The 16,449-nt window shown below is 41.9% G+C and carries 17 protein-coding genes; 16 read left to right on the plus strand and 1 reads right to left on the minus strand.

Annotated features, from left to right (window positions below; genetic code table 11):
- Positions 1–27 precede the first annotated feature (27 nt).
- From BXY41_RS07440 to hisIE, 15 genes are all read left to right on the plus strand, one after another.
- Entirely contained in the window at positions 28–837 is an 810-nt protein-coding gene (locus tag BXY41_RS07440) for a M23 family metallopeptidase (protein WP_104436187.1), read from the plus strand.
- Between the two features lie 43 nt (positions 838–880).
- On the plus strand, positions 881–2,245 hold the full coding sequence (locus tag BXY41_RS07445; protein ID WP_104436188.1) for an RsmB/NOP family class I SAM-dependent RNA methyltransferase: 1,365 nt from the start codon (positions 881–883) through the stop codon (positions 2,243–2,245).
- Positions 2,245–2,991 carry a pseudouridine synthase gene (locus tag BXY41_RS07450; protein ID WP_104436189.1) on the plus strand — a complete coding sequence of 249 codons (747 nt, stop codon included), beginning with the start codon at positions 2,245–2,247 and terminating at the stop codon, positions 2,989–2,991. Before BXY41_RS07445 ends, BXY41_RS07450 begins: the two co-directional genes overlap by 1 nt.
- On the plus strand, positions 2,981–3,646 hold the full coding sequence (locus BXY41_RS07455) for an HAD family hydrolase (protein WP_104436190.1): 666 nt from the start codon (positions 2,981–2,983) through the stop codon (positions 3,644–3,646). The genes BXY41_RS07450 and BXY41_RS07455 overlap by 11 nt, the downstream gene beginning before the upstream one ends.
- On the plus strand, positions 3,643–5,577 hold the full coding sequence (locus BXY41_RS07460; RefSeq protein ID WP_104436191.1) for a YgiQ family radical SAM protein: 1,935 nt from the start codon (positions 3,643–3,645) through the stop codon (positions 5,575–5,577). Before BXY41_RS07455 ends, BXY41_RS07460 begins: the two co-directional genes overlap by 4 nt.
- Positions 5,578–5,608: 31 nt before the next feature.
- On the plus strand, positions 5,609–6,391 hold the full coding sequence (locus tag BXY41_RS07465) for an SDR family NAD(P)-dependent oxidoreductase (protein ID WP_104436192.1): 783 nt from the start codon (positions 5,609–5,611) through the stop codon (positions 6,389–6,391).
- Positions 6,392–6,409: 18 nt separating this feature from the next.
- Positions 6,410–6,979: an O-linked GlcNAc transferase-like protein gene (locus BXY41_RS07470; RefSeq protein ID WP_104436193.1), complete on the plus strand. Its 570-nt coding sequence runs from the start codon at positions 6,410–6,412 to the stop codon at positions 6,977–6,979.
- Between the two features lie 24 nt (positions 6,980–7,003).
- Positions 7,004–7,972, plus strand: coding sequence for an RluA family pseudouridine synthase (locus BXY41_RS07475; RefSeq protein WP_104436194.1), 969 nt, complete (start codon positions 7,004–7,006; stop codon positions 7,970–7,972).
- 2 nt (positions 7,973–7,974) lie between these two features.
- Positions 7,975–8,508 carry a Holliday junction resolvase RecU gene (locus tag BXY41_RS07480; protein ID WP_104436195.1) on the plus strand — a complete coding sequence of 178 codons (534 nt, stop codon included), beginning with the start codon at positions 7,975–7,977 and terminating at the stop codon, positions 8,506–8,508.
- Between the two features lie 119 nt (positions 8,509–8,627).
- Positions 8,628–9,890, plus strand: coding sequence for an ATP phosphoribosyltransferase regulatory subunit (gene hisZ / locus BXY41_RS07485; protein WP_104436196.1), 1,263 nt, complete (start codon positions 8,628–8,630; stop codon positions 9,888–9,890).
- 11 nt (positions 9,891–9,901) lie between these two features.
- Complete coding sequence (gene hisG / locus BXY41_RS07490) at positions 9,902–10,552, plus strand: ATP phosphoribosyltransferase (RefSeq protein ID WP_104436197.1); 651 nt, start codon at positions 9,902–9,904, stop codon at positions 10,550–10,552.
- Positions 10,549–11,856: a histidinol dehydrogenase gene (gene hisD, locus BXY41_RS07495; protein WP_104436198.1), complete on the plus strand. Its 1,308-nt coding sequence runs from the start codon at positions 10,549–10,551 to the stop codon at positions 11,854–11,856. Before hisG ends, hisD begins: the two co-directional genes overlap by 4 nt.
- A 12-nt stretch (positions 11,857–11,868) precedes the next feature.
- Positions 11,869–12,456 carry an imidazoleglycerol-phosphate dehydratase HisB gene (hisB, locus tag BXY41_RS07500; protein ID WP_104436199.1) on the plus strand — a complete coding sequence of 196 codons (588 nt, stop codon included), beginning with the start codon at positions 11,869–11,871 and terminating at the stop codon, positions 12,454–12,456.
- Between the two features lie 11 nt (positions 12,457–12,467).
- Entirely contained in the window at positions 12,468–13,187 is a 720-nt protein-coding gene (gene hisA / locus BXY41_RS07505; RefSeq protein WP_104436200.1) for a 1-(5-phosphoribosyl)-5-[(5-phosphoribosylamino)methylideneamino]imidazole-4-carboxamide isomerase, read from the plus strand.
- A gap of 21 nt (positions 13,188–13,208) precedes the next feature.
- Positions 13,209–14,498 (plus strand): bifunctional phosphoribosyl-AMP cyclohydrolase/phosphoribosyl-ATP diphosphatase HisIE, encoded by a 1,290-nt coding sequence (gene hisIE / locus BXY41_RS07510; protein WP_104436201.1) that lies wholly within the window; start codon positions 13,209–13,211, stop codon positions 14,496–14,498.
- 64 nt (positions 14,499–14,562) lie between these two features.
- Here hisIE and BXY41_RS07515 read toward each other — a convergent pair whose 3' ends face one another.
- Positions 14,563–15,468 (minus strand): helix-turn-helix domain-containing protein, encoded by a 906-nt coding sequence (locus BXY41_RS07515; RefSeq protein ID WP_104436202.1) that lies wholly within the window; start codon positions 15,466–15,468, stop codon positions 14,563–14,565.
- A gap of 536 nt (positions 15,469–16,004) precedes the next feature.
- On the opposite strand from BXY41_RS07515, the gene BXY41_RS07520 reads away from it, so the two are divergent.
- A complete protein-coding gene (locus tag BXY41_RS07520; RefSeq protein ID WP_104436203.1) occupies positions 16,005–16,418 on the plus strand; it encodes a hypothetical protein in 414 nt (137 codons plus the stop codon).
- Positions 16,419–16,449 lie beyond the last annotated feature (31 nt).

The raw sequence follows: 16,449 nt of genomic DNA on the forward strand, positions 1-16,449 counted from the left end.
CAATTATATTGAGAAGGCAAGATTGATATGATGGTGATTGTTTTTTTAATCCTGATCCTTTCTGTGTTTCATGTGACCATGATTGATTATCTGTATAATAATCCGACGTTTTATCAGCTGAATGCCTACACCTGGGAGAGTGATGATTTCAGGAGTATGCAGCTTGGAGCAATCGTCGCTGATTTAGATGACATCGACTACGATACACTGACCTCACTGATGGTAGAGCATCAGTATGATTTAACAAAAGTGAAAGATTTAACCGTACATACCGACAGACTTTTAAAAGTGAAGCCCGCAGAGTACCGGAAGTTAAAAAAGGCCTATGAAATCATACTTGGTGATTTAAAGTATTTTCCGGTTCCTGAAAATTCGAACCCTGATTTTCCTGATGTGAAATTTCAGAACGGCTGGATGGAAAGCCGCAGTTATGGTGGAGAGCGGGGACATGAAGGTTGTGATGTGATGGGAAACACAAAACCCAGAGGAACATATCCCGTAATCAGTATCAGTGACGGAGTGGTGGAAAAGGTGGGCTGGCTGGAAAAAGGCGGCTGGCGGCTGGGGATACGGGCTCCGGGAGGGGCATATTTATATTATGCCCATCTCTACAGTTACAGCAGAGAGTGGAAAAAGGGTGATAAGGTGAACGCAGGAGATTTGCTGGGGTTTATGGGTGATACCGGGTACAGTAAAGTGGAAGGTACCACAGGTAATTTTGACGTACACCTTCATCTGGGAATTTATATCCGGACGGACAACAACGAAGAGATGAGTGTGAACCCTTACTGGGTATTGAAATATCTGGAGAAATACCGGTTGAAATATTCATATTAGTATATTAAGATTGCTTACATAGAGATGAAATGGGAGTAAAAAAGTGAAAGAAATTAAGATTTCGGAAGAATTTTTAAACAGAATGAGGGACTTGCTGGGAGAAGAGGATTATAATGCCTATCTAAAAAGCTTTGAGGAAGAGCGCCTTTATGGACTGCGTGTCAATACATTAAAGGTTTCTCCCGAAGCCTTTGTTAAAATGACATCGTTAAAGCTTCTGCCGGTTCCATGGATCAGCAACGGATTTTATTATGATGGAGAGGAACGTCCTGCAAAGGATCCTTATTATTACGCCGGACTTTATTATCTGCAGGAGCCCAGCGCCATGACACCGGCACATATGCTTCCGATCGTGCCTGGAGATAAGGTTTTAGATCTTTGCGCGGCTCCGGGAGGCAAAAGCACAGAACTCGGGGCAAAGTTAAGGGGTAAGGGACTTTTAGTATCCAATGATATCAGCAATTCCAGGGCTCGTGCACTGTTAAAGAATCTGGAGCTGTGGGGAATTGAAAACATCTGTGTTACCAGCGAGGAGCCTCAGAAGTTAAAAACCACATTTGCTGGTTTCTTTGATAAAATTCTTGTTGATGCGCCCTGTTCCGGAGAGGGAATGTTTCGAAAAGACGCAGATATGGTAAAAAGCTATGAGGAGCATGGTCCGGAATACTATGAGGCGATTCAGAAAGAAATCGTCGGACATGCAGTGGATATGCTGGCTCCTGGCGGACTTATGATGTATTCCACCTGTACGTTCTCAATTTGTGAGAATGAAGATATTATCCGTCTGATACTTGAAAACCATACGGATATGGAACTGGTAAAGCTGCCGTTGTTTGAGGGAGCTTCAGATGGAATTGGTCTTTCTGGCTGCCTGCGTCTGTTTCCTCATAAAATCAAGGGAGAGGGCCATTTTATGGCACTTTTAAGGAAAAAGGGCGGATCAGTTGGGACAGAGGAAACAAAGACCGGAAGGAAAAAGGAAAAAGAGCTTCCAAAAGAGCTTTCCCAGTTTCTTTCCCTGATATCAAAACCCCTCATCACCTCCCGCATCGAGATAAAGAATGACTGCGTGTATTATCTTCCGGAATATTTTCCGGAAAACGGAGGAAAACTCCGTTATCTGCGAACAGGCCTTTGCCTTGGAGAGATGAAAAAAGAACGGTTTGAACCTTCTCAGGCACTGGCACAATCTTTAAAAATGGAAGAATTTAAACAAACTCTTTCGTTTCAAAAAGAAGATGAGAGAGTGATCCGGTATCTAAAAGGAGAAACTGTTTTTTTAACAGAAATGGAAGAACGAATAAAGGGCTGGTGCTTAATCTGCGTAGACGGATTCCCGCTGGGATTTGCAAAAGGCAATGGCGATACCCTTAAAAATAAATACTATCCGGGATGGCGGTGGCAGTGATGAAAGAGATTCGATTAGATAAATATTTAACTGAAATGGGAGAAGGAACAAGAAGTCAGATCAAAGAGATGGCAAGAAAAGGCAGAATTACCGTTGACGGAATTCCAGAGAAAAAATCGGAGCGCAAAATTATACCGGGCCAGAATGTTATCGCTGTTGACGGAAGAACCATCTCCTACGCAGAAGTTGAATATTATATGCTGTGCAAGCCCCAAGGGGTTGTATCAGCTACGGAAGATAAACGGTATCAGACAGTGATTGACTTAATTAGCGATCGAAAGCGGGGAGATTTATTCCCGGTAGGAAGACTGGATATTGATACAGAAGGCCTGCTTCTTATTACCAATGACGGAGATCTGGCTCATCAGCTTTTATCTCCCAAAAAGCATGTGGATAAGGTGTACTATGCAAAAATAGACGGAGAGATTCCTGCAGATGCAAAGAAGCGCATGGAGGAGGGAGTGGAACTGGAAGATGGGACTTTAACCATGCCTGCCAGTCTTGAAATTCTGGAATACGGAAATCCATCTACCATTCTTCTTACCATAAGAGAAGGAAAATTCCATCAGGTAAAACGAATGTTTGAAGCGCTGGGGTGCAGTGTGGTATACTTAAAGAGACTCTCTATGGGAAGTTTAAAGCTGGATGAGAGTTTACAGCCGGGAGATTACCGCCCGCTTACAATAGAAGAGATTGACTTATTAAAGCGCCATGGAAAGGAAGAAAAAACAAAAGATGTTAAATGAGAAAAAAGCCGTGATTTTTGATCTGGATGGGACCCTGGTGGATTCCATGTGGATGTGGAAATCCATTGATATAGAATTTTTAGGAAGCAGGGGCATTCCCTGTCCGGAAGATTTGGAAAAAGAGATTGAAGGAATGAGTTTTACGGAAACTGCCTTTTATTTTAAAGAGCGTTTTAAGCTTACAGAATCTCTGGAAGAGATCAAGGGAATATGGACGGATATGTCTCTGGATAAATATAAGAACGAAGTCCCTTTAAAAGCAGGAGCAGGAGAATTTCTGGCTTATCTGTCATCTCAGGGGCTGTCCATGGGAATTGCTACCAGCAACGGCAGAGAGATGGTGGATGCGGTGATTGATTCCTTAAAAATCGGGAAGTATTTTAATGTAGTAGCTACTTCCTGTGAGGTTGCAGCTGGGAAGCCAGCACCGGATATTTATTTAAAGGTGGCAAAGGAGCTTAACGTCATACCGTCACAGTGTCTGGTGTTTGAAGATGTTCCGGCAGGAATACTTGCAGGGAAACGTGCCGGAATGACAGTCTGTGCCATAGATGACGGATTTTCCAAAGCAATGGAAAAAGAAAAACGGGAACTTGCCGATTATTTTATTTACGATTATTACCAGCTGTTAGAAAGAAATGGAGTTCAATCATGATGCACGACTATCTACCGATCACCAGGGCGGACATGAATATCCGGGGGTGGAAACAATGTGACTTTGTCTATGTAACAGGGGATGCCTATGTAGACCACCCGTCTTTTGGACACGCCATAATCAGCCGTCTGTTAGAGGCACATGGATATAAGGTGGGAATCATAGCACAGCCCGACTGGAAGGATCCATCAAGCATTTCTGTTCTTGGTGAACCAAGGCTTGGATTTCTAGTTTCCGGCGGAAATATGGATTCTATGGTGAATCATTATTCCGTTTCCAAGAAAAAACGTCAGCAGGATTCCTACACTCCAGGAGGAGTCATGGGAAAGCGTCCGGACTATGCCACTACGGTTTACTGCAATCTCATTCGTTCTGTTTATAAGAAAGCACCTGTTATAATCGGTGGAATTGAAGCCAGTTTAAGGCGTCTGGCTCATTATGATTACTGGTCAGACCGACTGAAACACTCCATTTTGATTGATTCTCAGGCAGATTTAATCTCCTATGGAATGGGGGAGAAATCCATTGTTGAAATCGCAGATGCCTTAAACAGCGGCATTGACATCCGGGATATTACCTTTGTAGAAGGAACGGTTTACAAAACAGACAGCCTGGAATCGGTGTATGATGCACTGGTTCTTCCATCATATGACAGCATGAAAAAAGATAAGCTGGAGTATGCAAAGAGCTATTATATTCAGTATGGCAATACAGATCCTTTTATTGGAAAGCGTCTTGTGGAACCCTACAAGGACAATTTATACGTGGTTCAGAATCCACCGGCAAAACCGCTGTCAACAGAGGAGATGGACCAGGTTTATTCTCTGCCTTATATGAGAAATTATCACCCTTCCTATGAAGAACTGGGCGGAGTACCGGCGATCAGGGAAATCAAGTTCAGTCTTATCAGCAACCGCGGCTGTTTCGGAGCCTGCAGCTTCTGTGCCCTTACGTTCCATCAGGGACGGATTATACAGGCCAGAAGTCATGATTCCCTGATTGAGGAGGCCAAATGGCTGACCAATGAACCGGATTTTAAAGGCTATATCCATGATGTAGGCGGTCCCACCGCGGATTTCCGTTATCCAGCCTGTGAAAAGCAGATCGGGAAAGGAGCCTGTCCCAATAAGCAGTGTCTCTTCCCGGAACCCTGTAAGAATTTAAGGGCAGACCATTCCGATTATATTGAGCTTTTGAGAAAGTTAAGAAATTTACCCAGAGTAAAGAAAGTATTTATCCGTTCAGGAATCCGTTTTGATTACGTCCTTGCAGATCCGGGCAAGAAATTCTTAAAAGAGCTTTGTGAATACCATGTCAGCGGTCAGTTAAAGGTAGCACCGGAGCATGTAGCGGACAATGTTCTCAGCAAAATGGGAAAACCAAGAAATGATGTATATCGTAAGTTCGTAAAGGAATACAACGACATGAACGGACGTCTTGGTTTAAAACAGTATCTGGTTCCATATTTAATGTCCTCCCATCCGGGATCGGGATTAAAGGAAGCCATTGAGCTTGCGGAGTATTTAAGGGATCTTGGATACATGCCGGAGCAGGTTCAGGATTTTTATCCTACGCCATCTACCATTTCCACCTGTATGTATTACACAGGCTATGACCCCAGAACCATGGAACCGGTTTATGTTCCCACCAATCCCCATGAAAAAGCGATGCAGAGAGCATTAATCCAATACCGGAATCCAAAAAACTATGAACTGGTGGAAGAGGCATTAACGAAAGCTGGCAGAACTGATTTAATTGGATTTGATAAGAAATGCCTGATTCGCCCTAAATCTGGTTTTAAACCTGGTTTTCCCCAGGGAAAAACGGGAAAAGATAATGGAAATGGGAAAAGGACGGAAAGCCCGGGAGGTCAGAAGGACCGAAAGAAAAAAACCATCCGCAATGTTCATAAGAAATCAACTAAAAAATAATAACGATGTCTGATTGAAAGAAGGGATCATGATGAAGGTAGCTATCGTAACAGGAGCGTCTTCCGGTATGGGAAGAGAGTTTATCATGCAGATTGCCGACCGCTTTGGCGGTATCGGAGAGATCTGGGCAATTGCCAGAAGACAGGAGCGGATTGAAGAATTATCTCCTATTGTTCCGGTGAAGGTAAGATCAGTTGCCATTGATTTAACAGATGACAGCAGACTGGAGTGTCTGCAGGATGTTTTATTTGAAGAAAAACCAGAGGTAAAGTGGCTGATCAATGCTGCCGGTTATGGAAAGATCGGGGCTGCAGGTTCCATTAATTTAAATGATGAACTGGGAATGGTGGATTTAAACTGCAGAGCGCTTTGTGCAGTGACCCATATGGTACTTCCCTATATGTCAGAAAACAGCAGAATCATACAGTTTGCATCTGCGGCTGCGTTTCTGCCCCAGCCTGGCTTTGCCATTTACGCAGCAACGAAAGCCTTTGTTTTAAGCTACAGCAGAGCCTTAAATGAGGAATTAAAGCCAAGGAAAATTCTTGTTACAGCCGTGTGCCCTGGTCCTGTGAGAACAGAATTTTTTGATGTTGCAGAGGCGACTGGCAGAATTCCGTTCTATAAAAAGATCGTAATGGCTGATCCTAAAAAGGTAGTGCGACTGGCATTACGTGACAGTATGATGGGGAGGCCGGTTTCTGTATACGGAATGACCATGAAGTTTTTCCGGCTTTTATGTAAGACAGTTCCCCATTCCATTATACTCCGTTTCATGAAAGGATTTATGCGGGTAGTGGACAACCGAAGATAAAGAAAGAGGGTTACGAAAGTGAAACGATGCTTAAAAGGGCAGTCAGGTTACCGGGATTACCACAAAAAGAAAGAACTGTTAAAGGTATTGATCGGGGCAGCTCTCATCATCATTCAGTTAATATTAAGAGAATTTGCTGAAAGTACTGCTTTAAAGAATACGTTAACTGTGATGGCAATCCTTTCCGTCCTGCCAGTGGCTAATATAGCAGCACCTCTGCTTGCCTCTTTCAAGTACCGGTCTTTATCCCCAATGCTTGAAAAAAAGGCTTCTGCCTATGAAGAAAAAGGAGTCCTTTTGTATGATCTTATTATTTCATCGAAGGAACAGCTCCTGCCAATGGATGTGATACTGGTTATGCCGGGGGACGTCTATGCTTACTGCACTGCTAATAAGGCAGATTCTGATAAAGCGGAACAATATATAAAACAGATGCTGAGCCAGCATAAGCTGGATTATAATGTAAAAGTGATTTTTGATGAAAATTCATTTTTTAAGCGTTTAAGCAGTCTGAAACCAAAAGATAAAAATGAAGAAAACGACAGATCTGACCAGGCAGTTACCCTGTTAAAGAGTCTGTCCATGTAAAATTCAGTAAAAGAGGGAACCATTATGCAGTCTGTGATTGTATCAACGAATGAAGCAGGACAGCGGCTTGATAAGCTGCTGTCCAAATATTTAAATCTTGCAGGGAAAAGCTTTCTTTATAAGATGATGCGGAAAAAGAACATCACTTTAAATGGGAAAAAATGCGACGGTTCTGAAAAGCTCTCCCAGGGAGATGAAATCAAACTGTTTCTTTCCGATGAGACCATTGAAAAATTTTCCCAGGTTAAGGTTCCCAAGGTAAGTAAGGTTAAATTAAGTATCATATATGAAGATGAAAATATTATTCTGATTAATAAGCCTGCAGGAATGCTGTCACAAAAAGCAAAGGATTCCGATGAATCCCTTGTGGAATATCTGATTGATTATCTGCTTTCAAAAGGCGAGTTAACCACAGAACAGTTAAAAAGTTTCCGTCCTTCTGTCTGTAACCGGCTGGACCGGAATACCAGCGGTCTTGTAGTAGGAGGAAAATCCCTGGCTGGTCTCCAGATCATGTCAGAGGTGTTTAAGGACAGGTCCATTCACAAGTATTACCAGTGTGTGGTGAAAGGGCATGTGGCTGGGAGACAGATGATTACCGGGTTTCTTTCAAAGGATGAAAAGACTAATCAGGTCACTGTCCGAACCAGCGAATTTAAAGACAGTGTGCCAATTTCAACGGAATATGTGCCAATAGATTATTACGGCGACTTTACGCTGTTAAGGGTGACGCTGATCACTGGGCGCACCCATCAGATCCGTGCTCATCTGGCTTCCATTGGGCATCCAATTGTAGGAGATTATAAATACGGAGATAAACGGGTAAATGAAGAAGCGAAGAGGCTTTACAAAGTACAGTCACAGCTTCTTCATTCTTATCAGCTGGTATTGCCCAAGCTTCCGGAGCCCCTATCTTATCTGTCAGGAAAGGAATTTACCGCCCCCCTTCCTCCTGTTTATTCTGCCATATGCAGGGAATGGAGGCAGGAATAAAGATGGGTACCTGGAAAACAAGAGGGTTAAGAGGTTCCACGTTAGAGGAACTGATTAACCGGAGCAATGACAGTTATCGGGAAAAAGGGCTGGCTCTGATTCAGAAAATCCCCACGCCCATTACACCTATTTCCATTGATAAAGAAAGCAGACATATTACTCTTGCCTATTTTGATCAGAAAAGTACGGTGGATTATATTGGTGCAGTTCAGGGAATTCCTGTCTGTTTTGATGCAAAGGAATGTGCTTCTGAAACATTTCCGCTGCAGAATATTCACCCCCATCAGGTTACTTTTATGGAGGAATTTGAAAAACAGGGCGGAATCGCATTTATTATCGTATCCTATACTCATAAAAATGAAGTTTATTACCTTCCCTTTGACCAGATTCAGTGTTATTTTCAAAGAATGGAAGCAGGAGGAAGAAAAAGCTTTACCTACGAGGAACTGGATAAGACCTGGAAAATATCCAGCTGCAGGGATATTCTGATTCACTATCTGGAACTGATTCAAAAAGATTTGGACAGAAGAGATTGACAAGAATATATTTCTCGCCTATAATAAACTACACGTTATTAAATTATCACTTTACTATATGAAAGTCAACTGAATTTGATTTACATGAAATATAATTTCTTGAACGGTTGGAGGTTGTTATGGCTAATAAACTGTTACATACGCCGGATGGTGTCCGGGATATTTATGGAATAGAGTGTACGAGAAAAGCAGTTATACAGGAGAAGATGTTGAAAGAGTTTCACCTTTGTGGTTATCAGGATATAGAAACTCCTACCTTTGAATTTTTTGATATCTTTAATGAATCCAGGGGAAGCGTGAAAGCAAAGGAAATGTTCAAGTTTTTTGACCGGGATAACCACACTCTGGTACTTCGGCCCGATGAAACGCCAGCCATTGCCAGATGTGCAGCCAAGTATTTTCTGGATGAGGATATGCCAATCAGGCTTTGTTATGTGGAGCGTACCTTTATCAACAATTCCAGCTATCAGGGAAGACTGAAAGAAGCCAGCCAGACAGGTGTTGAGTTAATTGGTGATGATTCAGCGGATGCAGATGGAGAAATCCTGGCAATGGTGATTCAGGCACTGAAATCAACCGGACTGACTGAGTTTCAGGTGGAACTGGGAGAGGTAGATTTCTTTAAAGGGCTGTTGGAAGAAGCAGGAATGGATGAGGAGATGGAAGAAACTCTCCGGGAACTGATTGAAAATAAGAATTATTTTGGTGTGGAAGAACTAGTTATGACCCAGCCTATTTCCCAGGAGTTAAAACAGGTGTTTTTAAAGCTTCCTGAGCTCTTTGGTTCTTTGGAGCAGATACAGGCTGCCAGGGAGCTGACTTCCAATGAGCGGGCGCTAAGAGCGATCAGTCGTCTGGAAGAAGTGAACCGGATTCTGGAACATTATGGGCTGTCTGACTACGTTTCTTATGATCTTGGAATGCTCAGCCAGTATCAGTATTATACTGGAATTATATTTAAGGCCTATACGTATGGAACCGGGGATTATATTGTAAACGGAGGCCGGTATGACAGCCTTTTAAAACAATTTGGCAAGGATTCCCCAGCTGTGGGGTTTGGTATTTCTGTGGATGAACTTTTGCTGGCTTTAAGCAGACAGAAGATTGAAACAGAGGTTTCCATGACAAATACAATGATTCTTTATGAGCAGGAGTCAAGAGAAAATGCCATATCTCTTGCCGGACATTTTCGTAATTTAAAGGTTCCGGTTCAGCTGCAGTGTAAGAAGCCGGAGCGGTCTATAGAAGCTTATAAAGAATATGCCATGCGGCGGGACTTAAAGAATTTATTGTATCTGGATCAGGAAGGAATATCGGTAACTGTAATCAATCTTGACTTAAAGCGTATGGATGTGGTTCCGCTTTCAGAATACTTAAAATAATGGGGGTACGTATGAGATATCTGACATTTGCCCTGGCAAAAGGGCGTCTGGCTAAGCAGTCACTTGAAATGTTCGAACGGATCGGAATCACCTGCGAAGAGATGAAAGATAAGGACTCCCGTAAGCTGATCTTTACCAATGAAGAGCTTAAGATTCGTTTTTTCCTGGCAAAAGCCAGTGATGTTCCCACATATGTAGAATATGGTGCAGCGGACATCGGCATCGTCGGAAAGGATACGATTTTAGAAGAGGGACGAAAGCTTTATGAGGTGATGAATCTGGGAATCGGAAACTGCCGTATGTGCGTTTGCGGCCCCCAGTCAGCCAGTGAACTCCTAAAGCACCATGAGCGAATCCGTGTAGCAACCAAATATCCGGCCATCGCCAAGGATTATTTTTACAATAAAAAGCATCAGACTGTGGAAATCATTAAGCTGAATGGTTCCATTGAGCTGGCTCCTATTGTTGGTCTTTCTGAAGTCATTGTTGACATTGTGGAAACAGGAACGACCTTAAAGGAGAACGGACTTACGGTACTGGAAGAAATCTGCCCCCTCTCTGCCCGTATGGTGGTGAACCAGGTGAGCATGAAGCGGGAAAATGGCAGGATCACAAAGCTGATTCGTGATTTGAGACTTTTGCTGCAGGAGGAAAACCAATGAAGATTGTAAAATTAGATGAGACATCCAAACAGAATATTCTTTCCGGATTGTTAAAGAGAGATCCAAACCAATACGATTCGTATGCCAAAACCGTTCAGGAGATTGTAGATCGGGTAAAGGAAGAGGGAGACAAAGCAGTTTTTGCCTATACCAGAGAATTTGACAAAGCAGAAGTGAACGAGACAAACATCCGCGTAACAAAAGAGGAAATTGAAGAAGCGGTAAAGTCAGTGGATCCGAAGCTTTTGGAAGTTATGGAAAAATCCATGAATAATATCCGTCTGTTCCACGAAAAACAGAGACAGTACAGCTGGTTTGACAGCAAGCCGGACGGAACCATTCTCGGCCAGAAGATAACAGCCCTTGAGAGCGCGGGTGTGTATGTTCCGGGTGGAAAGGCTGCTTATCCATCGTCAGTCTTAATGAATATTATACCAGCCATGGTGGCGGGCGTGGGACGGATCGTTATGGTAACGCCTCCCGGAAAGGATGGAAAGGTAAATCCGGTTACACTGACGGCTGCTCATCTTGCAGGAGCGACTGAGGTGTATAAGGTGGGCGGAGCCCAGGCAATTGCTGCACTGGCTTTTGGTACTGAGTCCATTCCAAGAGTTAATAAAATCGTAGGTCCTGGTAATATATTCGTGGCACTGGCGAAAAAAGCAGTTTACGGTCATGCCAGCATAGACAGCATCGCAGGACCCAGTGAGATTTTAGTTCTTGCAGATGAAAGTGCGAATCCAAGGTTCGTGGCAGCGGATCTGTTGTCCCAGGCGGAGCATGATGAGCTTGCTTCTGCGATTCTTGTAACAACCAGCATGGAACTGGCCGAAAAGGTTTCAAAAGAAGCGAGACTGCAGGCTTCAAAGCTTTCCAGATCTGAGATTATTAATAAATCACTGGACAATTACGGCTGTATTCTTGTGGCGGATAATATGAAGGATGCGGTTTCAGCAGTCAATGAGATTGCCCCGGAGCATCTTGAGATTGTTACGAAGAATCCATTTGAAGATATGACAAGGATTCATAATGCAGGCGCCATTTTTATCGGTGAATACAGTTCTGAGCCTTTGGGAGATTATTATGCAGGACCAAATCATGTTCTTCCGACTAATGGTACCGCAAGATTTTTCTCAGCTCTCAGCGTAGACGACTTTATTAAGAAATCAAGTATTATTTACTATTCCAAAGAGGCACTGGCAGATGTTTATAAGGAGATTGACTTCTTTGCTCAGGCAGAGCAGCTGACAGCCCATGCCAATTCGGTAAAAATACGGTTTGAAGAGGATGAAATCCAGGAATAAAGGGGAAAATATATGGGACGAAGTGCAGTGATATCTCGAATAACCAAAGAAACCGATATTCAGATGAAGTTTAATATTGACGGGAGCGGAATCGCCAATATTCATACAGGTATCGGTTTTTTAGACCACATGTTAAACAGCTTTGCACGCCATGGATTTTTTGATCTGGAATTGACGGTTAAGGGAGATCTGGAAGTAGATACCCACCATACCATTGAAGATACAGGAATAGTCCTGGGTGCAGCAATTAAGGAAGCTCTGGGTGATAAAAAGTCTATAAAACGTTACGGAAATATCATACTGCCCATGGATGAGACTTTAATCTTATGTGCAGTGGATTTATCCGGTCGGCCTTATCTTGGGTTTGAAGTTCCTTTAACTGCGGAGCGGGTAGGAGATTTTGAAACAGAGATGGTGAAGGAATTTTTCTATGCTGTATCCTATTCTGCAGAAATGAATCTTCACATCAGAAAGCTTTCAGGGGATAACAATCATCATATTATTGAAGGGGTATTTAAGGCATTTGCCAAGGCGCTTGATGATGCCACTTTACCGGATCCACGGATTACCGGCGTTTTATCTACAAAAGGTACATTATAAGGAGAACCCATATGCAGCTTTATCCAGCAATCGATTTAAAGAATGGACAATGTGTTCGTTTAAAGCAAGGTGAATTTAAAGAGATTACCGTATATTCTGATAAACCGGAAGAGATAGCAGCACTGTGGCAGGAACAGGGTGCTACCTATCTTCATCTGGTTGATTTAGATGGCGCACTGGCCGGACATTCGGTTAATGAGGAGGTAATACGCAGAATTGTGAATACAGTTTCGATCCCTGTGGAGATCGGCGGTGGGATTCGCAGTGAAGAGGCCATTGCTTCCATGCTTTCCTTAGGAGTAGCCCGGGTGATTATCGGAACAAAAGCGGTAAAGCAGCCGGAGTTTATACGAGATATGATTGAAACGTTTGGAGCTGACCGAATCGTGTTAGGTGTGGATGCCAAGGACGGAATGGTTGCGGTTGAGGGCTGGGAAACAGTAAGCGAAATCACAGCCTCCTGTCTTTGCTCCCAGATGAAGGAATACGGCATCCGCCACATTGTGTATACGGATATTTCAAGGGACGGAATGCTTTCCGGTCCAAACGTGGCTTATACAAAAAAGCTGACGGATGAAACAGGCCTTGATGTAATCGCATCCGGCGGTATGTCTTCCATGGAAGATTTAAGACAATTATATGAGGCAGGGGTTCAGGGTGCAATTATTGGAAAAGCCCTGTATGAAAAGCGGATTGATCTTTCGGAGGCAGTTAAGACCTTTGAACTGTAAAGACCCATCAAGGGAGGAAATATGATGGAATGTAAAAAATTAATTGCAGGTTTCGGAATACGGGAAGGGAAAGCATGGAGACTTGATGATTTATCCGTCTGTTATGAGGAACGTCCTCTTTCTCTGGCTTGCTTTTTTGGAGATAATGGCGCAGATGAACTTTTTCTCTATGACATTTCAGAGACGGAAGCAGATCATGAGCGCACCATCGGTCTGATGAAAGAGATTGGAAGAGTTTCGGATATTCCTGTCCTTGCAGGCGGAAAGGTAAAACGTCTGGAGGATGTAAAAAAATATTTGTATGCTGGTGCCAAAGCGGCTTTTCTTGATGTGAGTCTGGAAGAAAATGTAGATATGATGAAGGAAGCATCTGACCGTTTTGGAGACGATAAGATTTATGCATATTTACCCGACATATCCTATCTGTCTCATACAGAAGAATACGCACAGCTGGGAGCCTCTGCTATGATTTTAGGAGCTGGTGTTCTTTCAGAAAATGGACTTGATGAAGTATCTGCACGGGAAGAGGTATTTATTATTACCGGACTTAGTGACGATTCTTTCTTCCTGGCAGATGCTTTAAAAAGAGAGAACATTGCAGGAATCATTGGCATTTCTGATGGAAAAACTGGCTGTATGGAGATAAAACAGGAATTAAAGATACAGGGGATCCCAGTGGAAACATTTGAAAGTTCCATAGAATTCTCTGAATTTAAATTAAACGGAGACGGACTGATTCCTGTTATTACCCAGGATTACCGGACCGGTGAAGTTCTCATGCTGGCATATATGAATGAGGAAGCTTTTAAAGAAACATTAAAAACCGGACTGATGACTTATTACAGCAGAAGCCGTCAAAGTCTCTGGCTGAAAGGTGAAACTTCCGGTCATTATCAGTATGTAAAATCACTGTCTCTGGATTGCGACAACGATACCCTTCTTGCCAAGGTAAATCAGATTGGGGCTGCCTGTCATACGGGTTCCAGAAGCTGTTTTTATCAGGAACTGGTAAAGAAAGAATACCAGGACTCCAATCCGCTAAAAGTGTTTGAAGAAGTTTTTGAAGTCATTCTTGACCGAAAGGAAAATCCTAAGGAAGGCTCTTATACCAATTACCTTTTTGATAAAGGCATTGATAAGATCTTAAAAAAGCTGGGTGAAGAAGCGACTGAGATTATTATCGCTGCGAAAAATCCTGATTCCGAAGAAGTGAAGTATGAGATTTCCGATTTTCTTTATCATATGATGGTTCTGATGGCGCAAAAGGGAGTGACCTGGGAGGATATTACCAGAGAACTTGCCAATCGTTAGTAAGGAATCACTAAGGGTAAATGGTACCTTGGCAGGTTAACCCTGTTAAGGTACCATTTACCTTTTATATAACTGGAAGTATATAATCAATAATAACCTTTTCGCCCCGGTTTAAAGGCTCACAATAACGTTCGTTTGTGTATACTTCACACCAGTAGAAATGTTCCTGATCAATTTGTTTACCAGTTTTCTCAATGGCTTCCGTGATTAGTAAATATGCGGAATCAAGTATTTCTGCAACATTGCTTCCTTCAATCTGAATGTGGGCAGTTAAACCTGCGGGAACATGTTTTGCGGTCAGACCTTCTGGAATTTCGGTGTTTATATTTATAAAATCTCCAATAATGAATTCAAAATTATTCATGTCTTCAAAATTATACATCATACCGATACCCGCATTGGGATCTATATCATCACAACATGTTGAATCAGAAAGAGAACCCAGTTTTTCGATTGCATCCCCTTCAAAAAATTCTTTCCATACATTCCCTGCTTCAAAAAATGATGTTTCTCGACCCAGACCTACCATCAGGCGTTCATTTGTTTCCTTATAAATTATCTTTTTCATATCTGCCATAATCCGTTTCCCTCCTATAAATCTCATTTCCAGGTAATTAATCGGAAGATAATTACTCAGTTTATCAGTATCAGACTTGGCTTCTGATGGTGTAATTCCATGGTGCTCTTTAAATGCCCGTGAAAAGGCAGAATGGGAGTGAAAGCCATACTTAATCGCTACATCCAAAACGGTAATATTACTGTTTTTTAAATCATATCCAGCTAATGTTAATCTGCGTTTTCTTACATAATCGGCAATGCTGATACCTGATACGAATATAAAAATGCGCTGGAATAAAGCTGCCGGGCTCATGGCTATTTTGGAAATCTCGTTATAATCGATTTCAGAACCGTCGGATATGCTTTTTTCAAGGTATTGTATTACATCATCAAAAGTTTTACTGCTGTTCATGTGTCGTTCCTCCGTAATTCCTATAATAGGCGATTGGTGCGTGGTCTGCTATGCAATATATGTACAGATTTTGTATAATTATTATAATCGTATATTCACGGGATTACAATGAGTATAGCTCTAGGGCCGCGGGCTATTATTAATTAATTTGTTTGTTTTTTTATAATAGCATTTTATCAATGCATATAGAAAAATATACAATAACTGATTTTTGTATATGGATACTGGTTTAACTCCTGATTACATGATTAAATTAAACGCGATGTACAATTTCGGAAGCCAACGTGTACAATTTTGGCACTTGGGTTGAAATTAATGTCGTAAGATGATAATTTTTAGTAGATACATATCGTTAAAAAAGGGATAATAAGGCAAAAAATTAGTAACAGATATGAAAGGGGCAGGATATTGATTGAAAAAGATCATGGAGTAACCAGCAGATGCAGTATTTATACCCGTTATTTAAATGATCCTGATTAGGTAAGGACAACAAATTTCAGACTATAAAATATACAAAATTAAAGGAGAGTAGTTTTATGAAATATTTTGATATAAGTGTTAATGATTCATATAGGACCTCCCCCCAGATTACGAACTGGTATGAAGAAATAAAAGTTCGTTTAATAAACTGGGAGACTTACCAAAAGCTGCCGAGAAGAAAGGTTTTAATGATCACTTCATCTCCAAATACTATTTTTACAGATATCATATCATTTCCCTTTTTATTGGTTTCACCAATGATAAAAGAAGTAATAAGACTGTATAGAGATGAAGTTGTTTTCAGAGAAATCATACTTTTGGATATTAAGAATAAGTTAGAAAAGCAGTATTATTTACCAGTTATGGAGGAGAGCAGTGATATTGAATTAATTAATCTAAAAGGCAGAGAAACTATTGTCACTGAGAAAATTAAAACCCCGGCATGGGTAGAAGGAAGGAATATTTTCTGAGTGAAATATAAAGAAAATAGGCATACCATAG

This window comes from Lacrimispora xylanisolvens, from assembly GCF_002934545.1.
Classification (GTDB): Bacteria; Bacillota; Clostridia; order Lachnospirales; family Lachnospiraceae; genus Lacrimispora; species Lacrimispora xylanisolvens.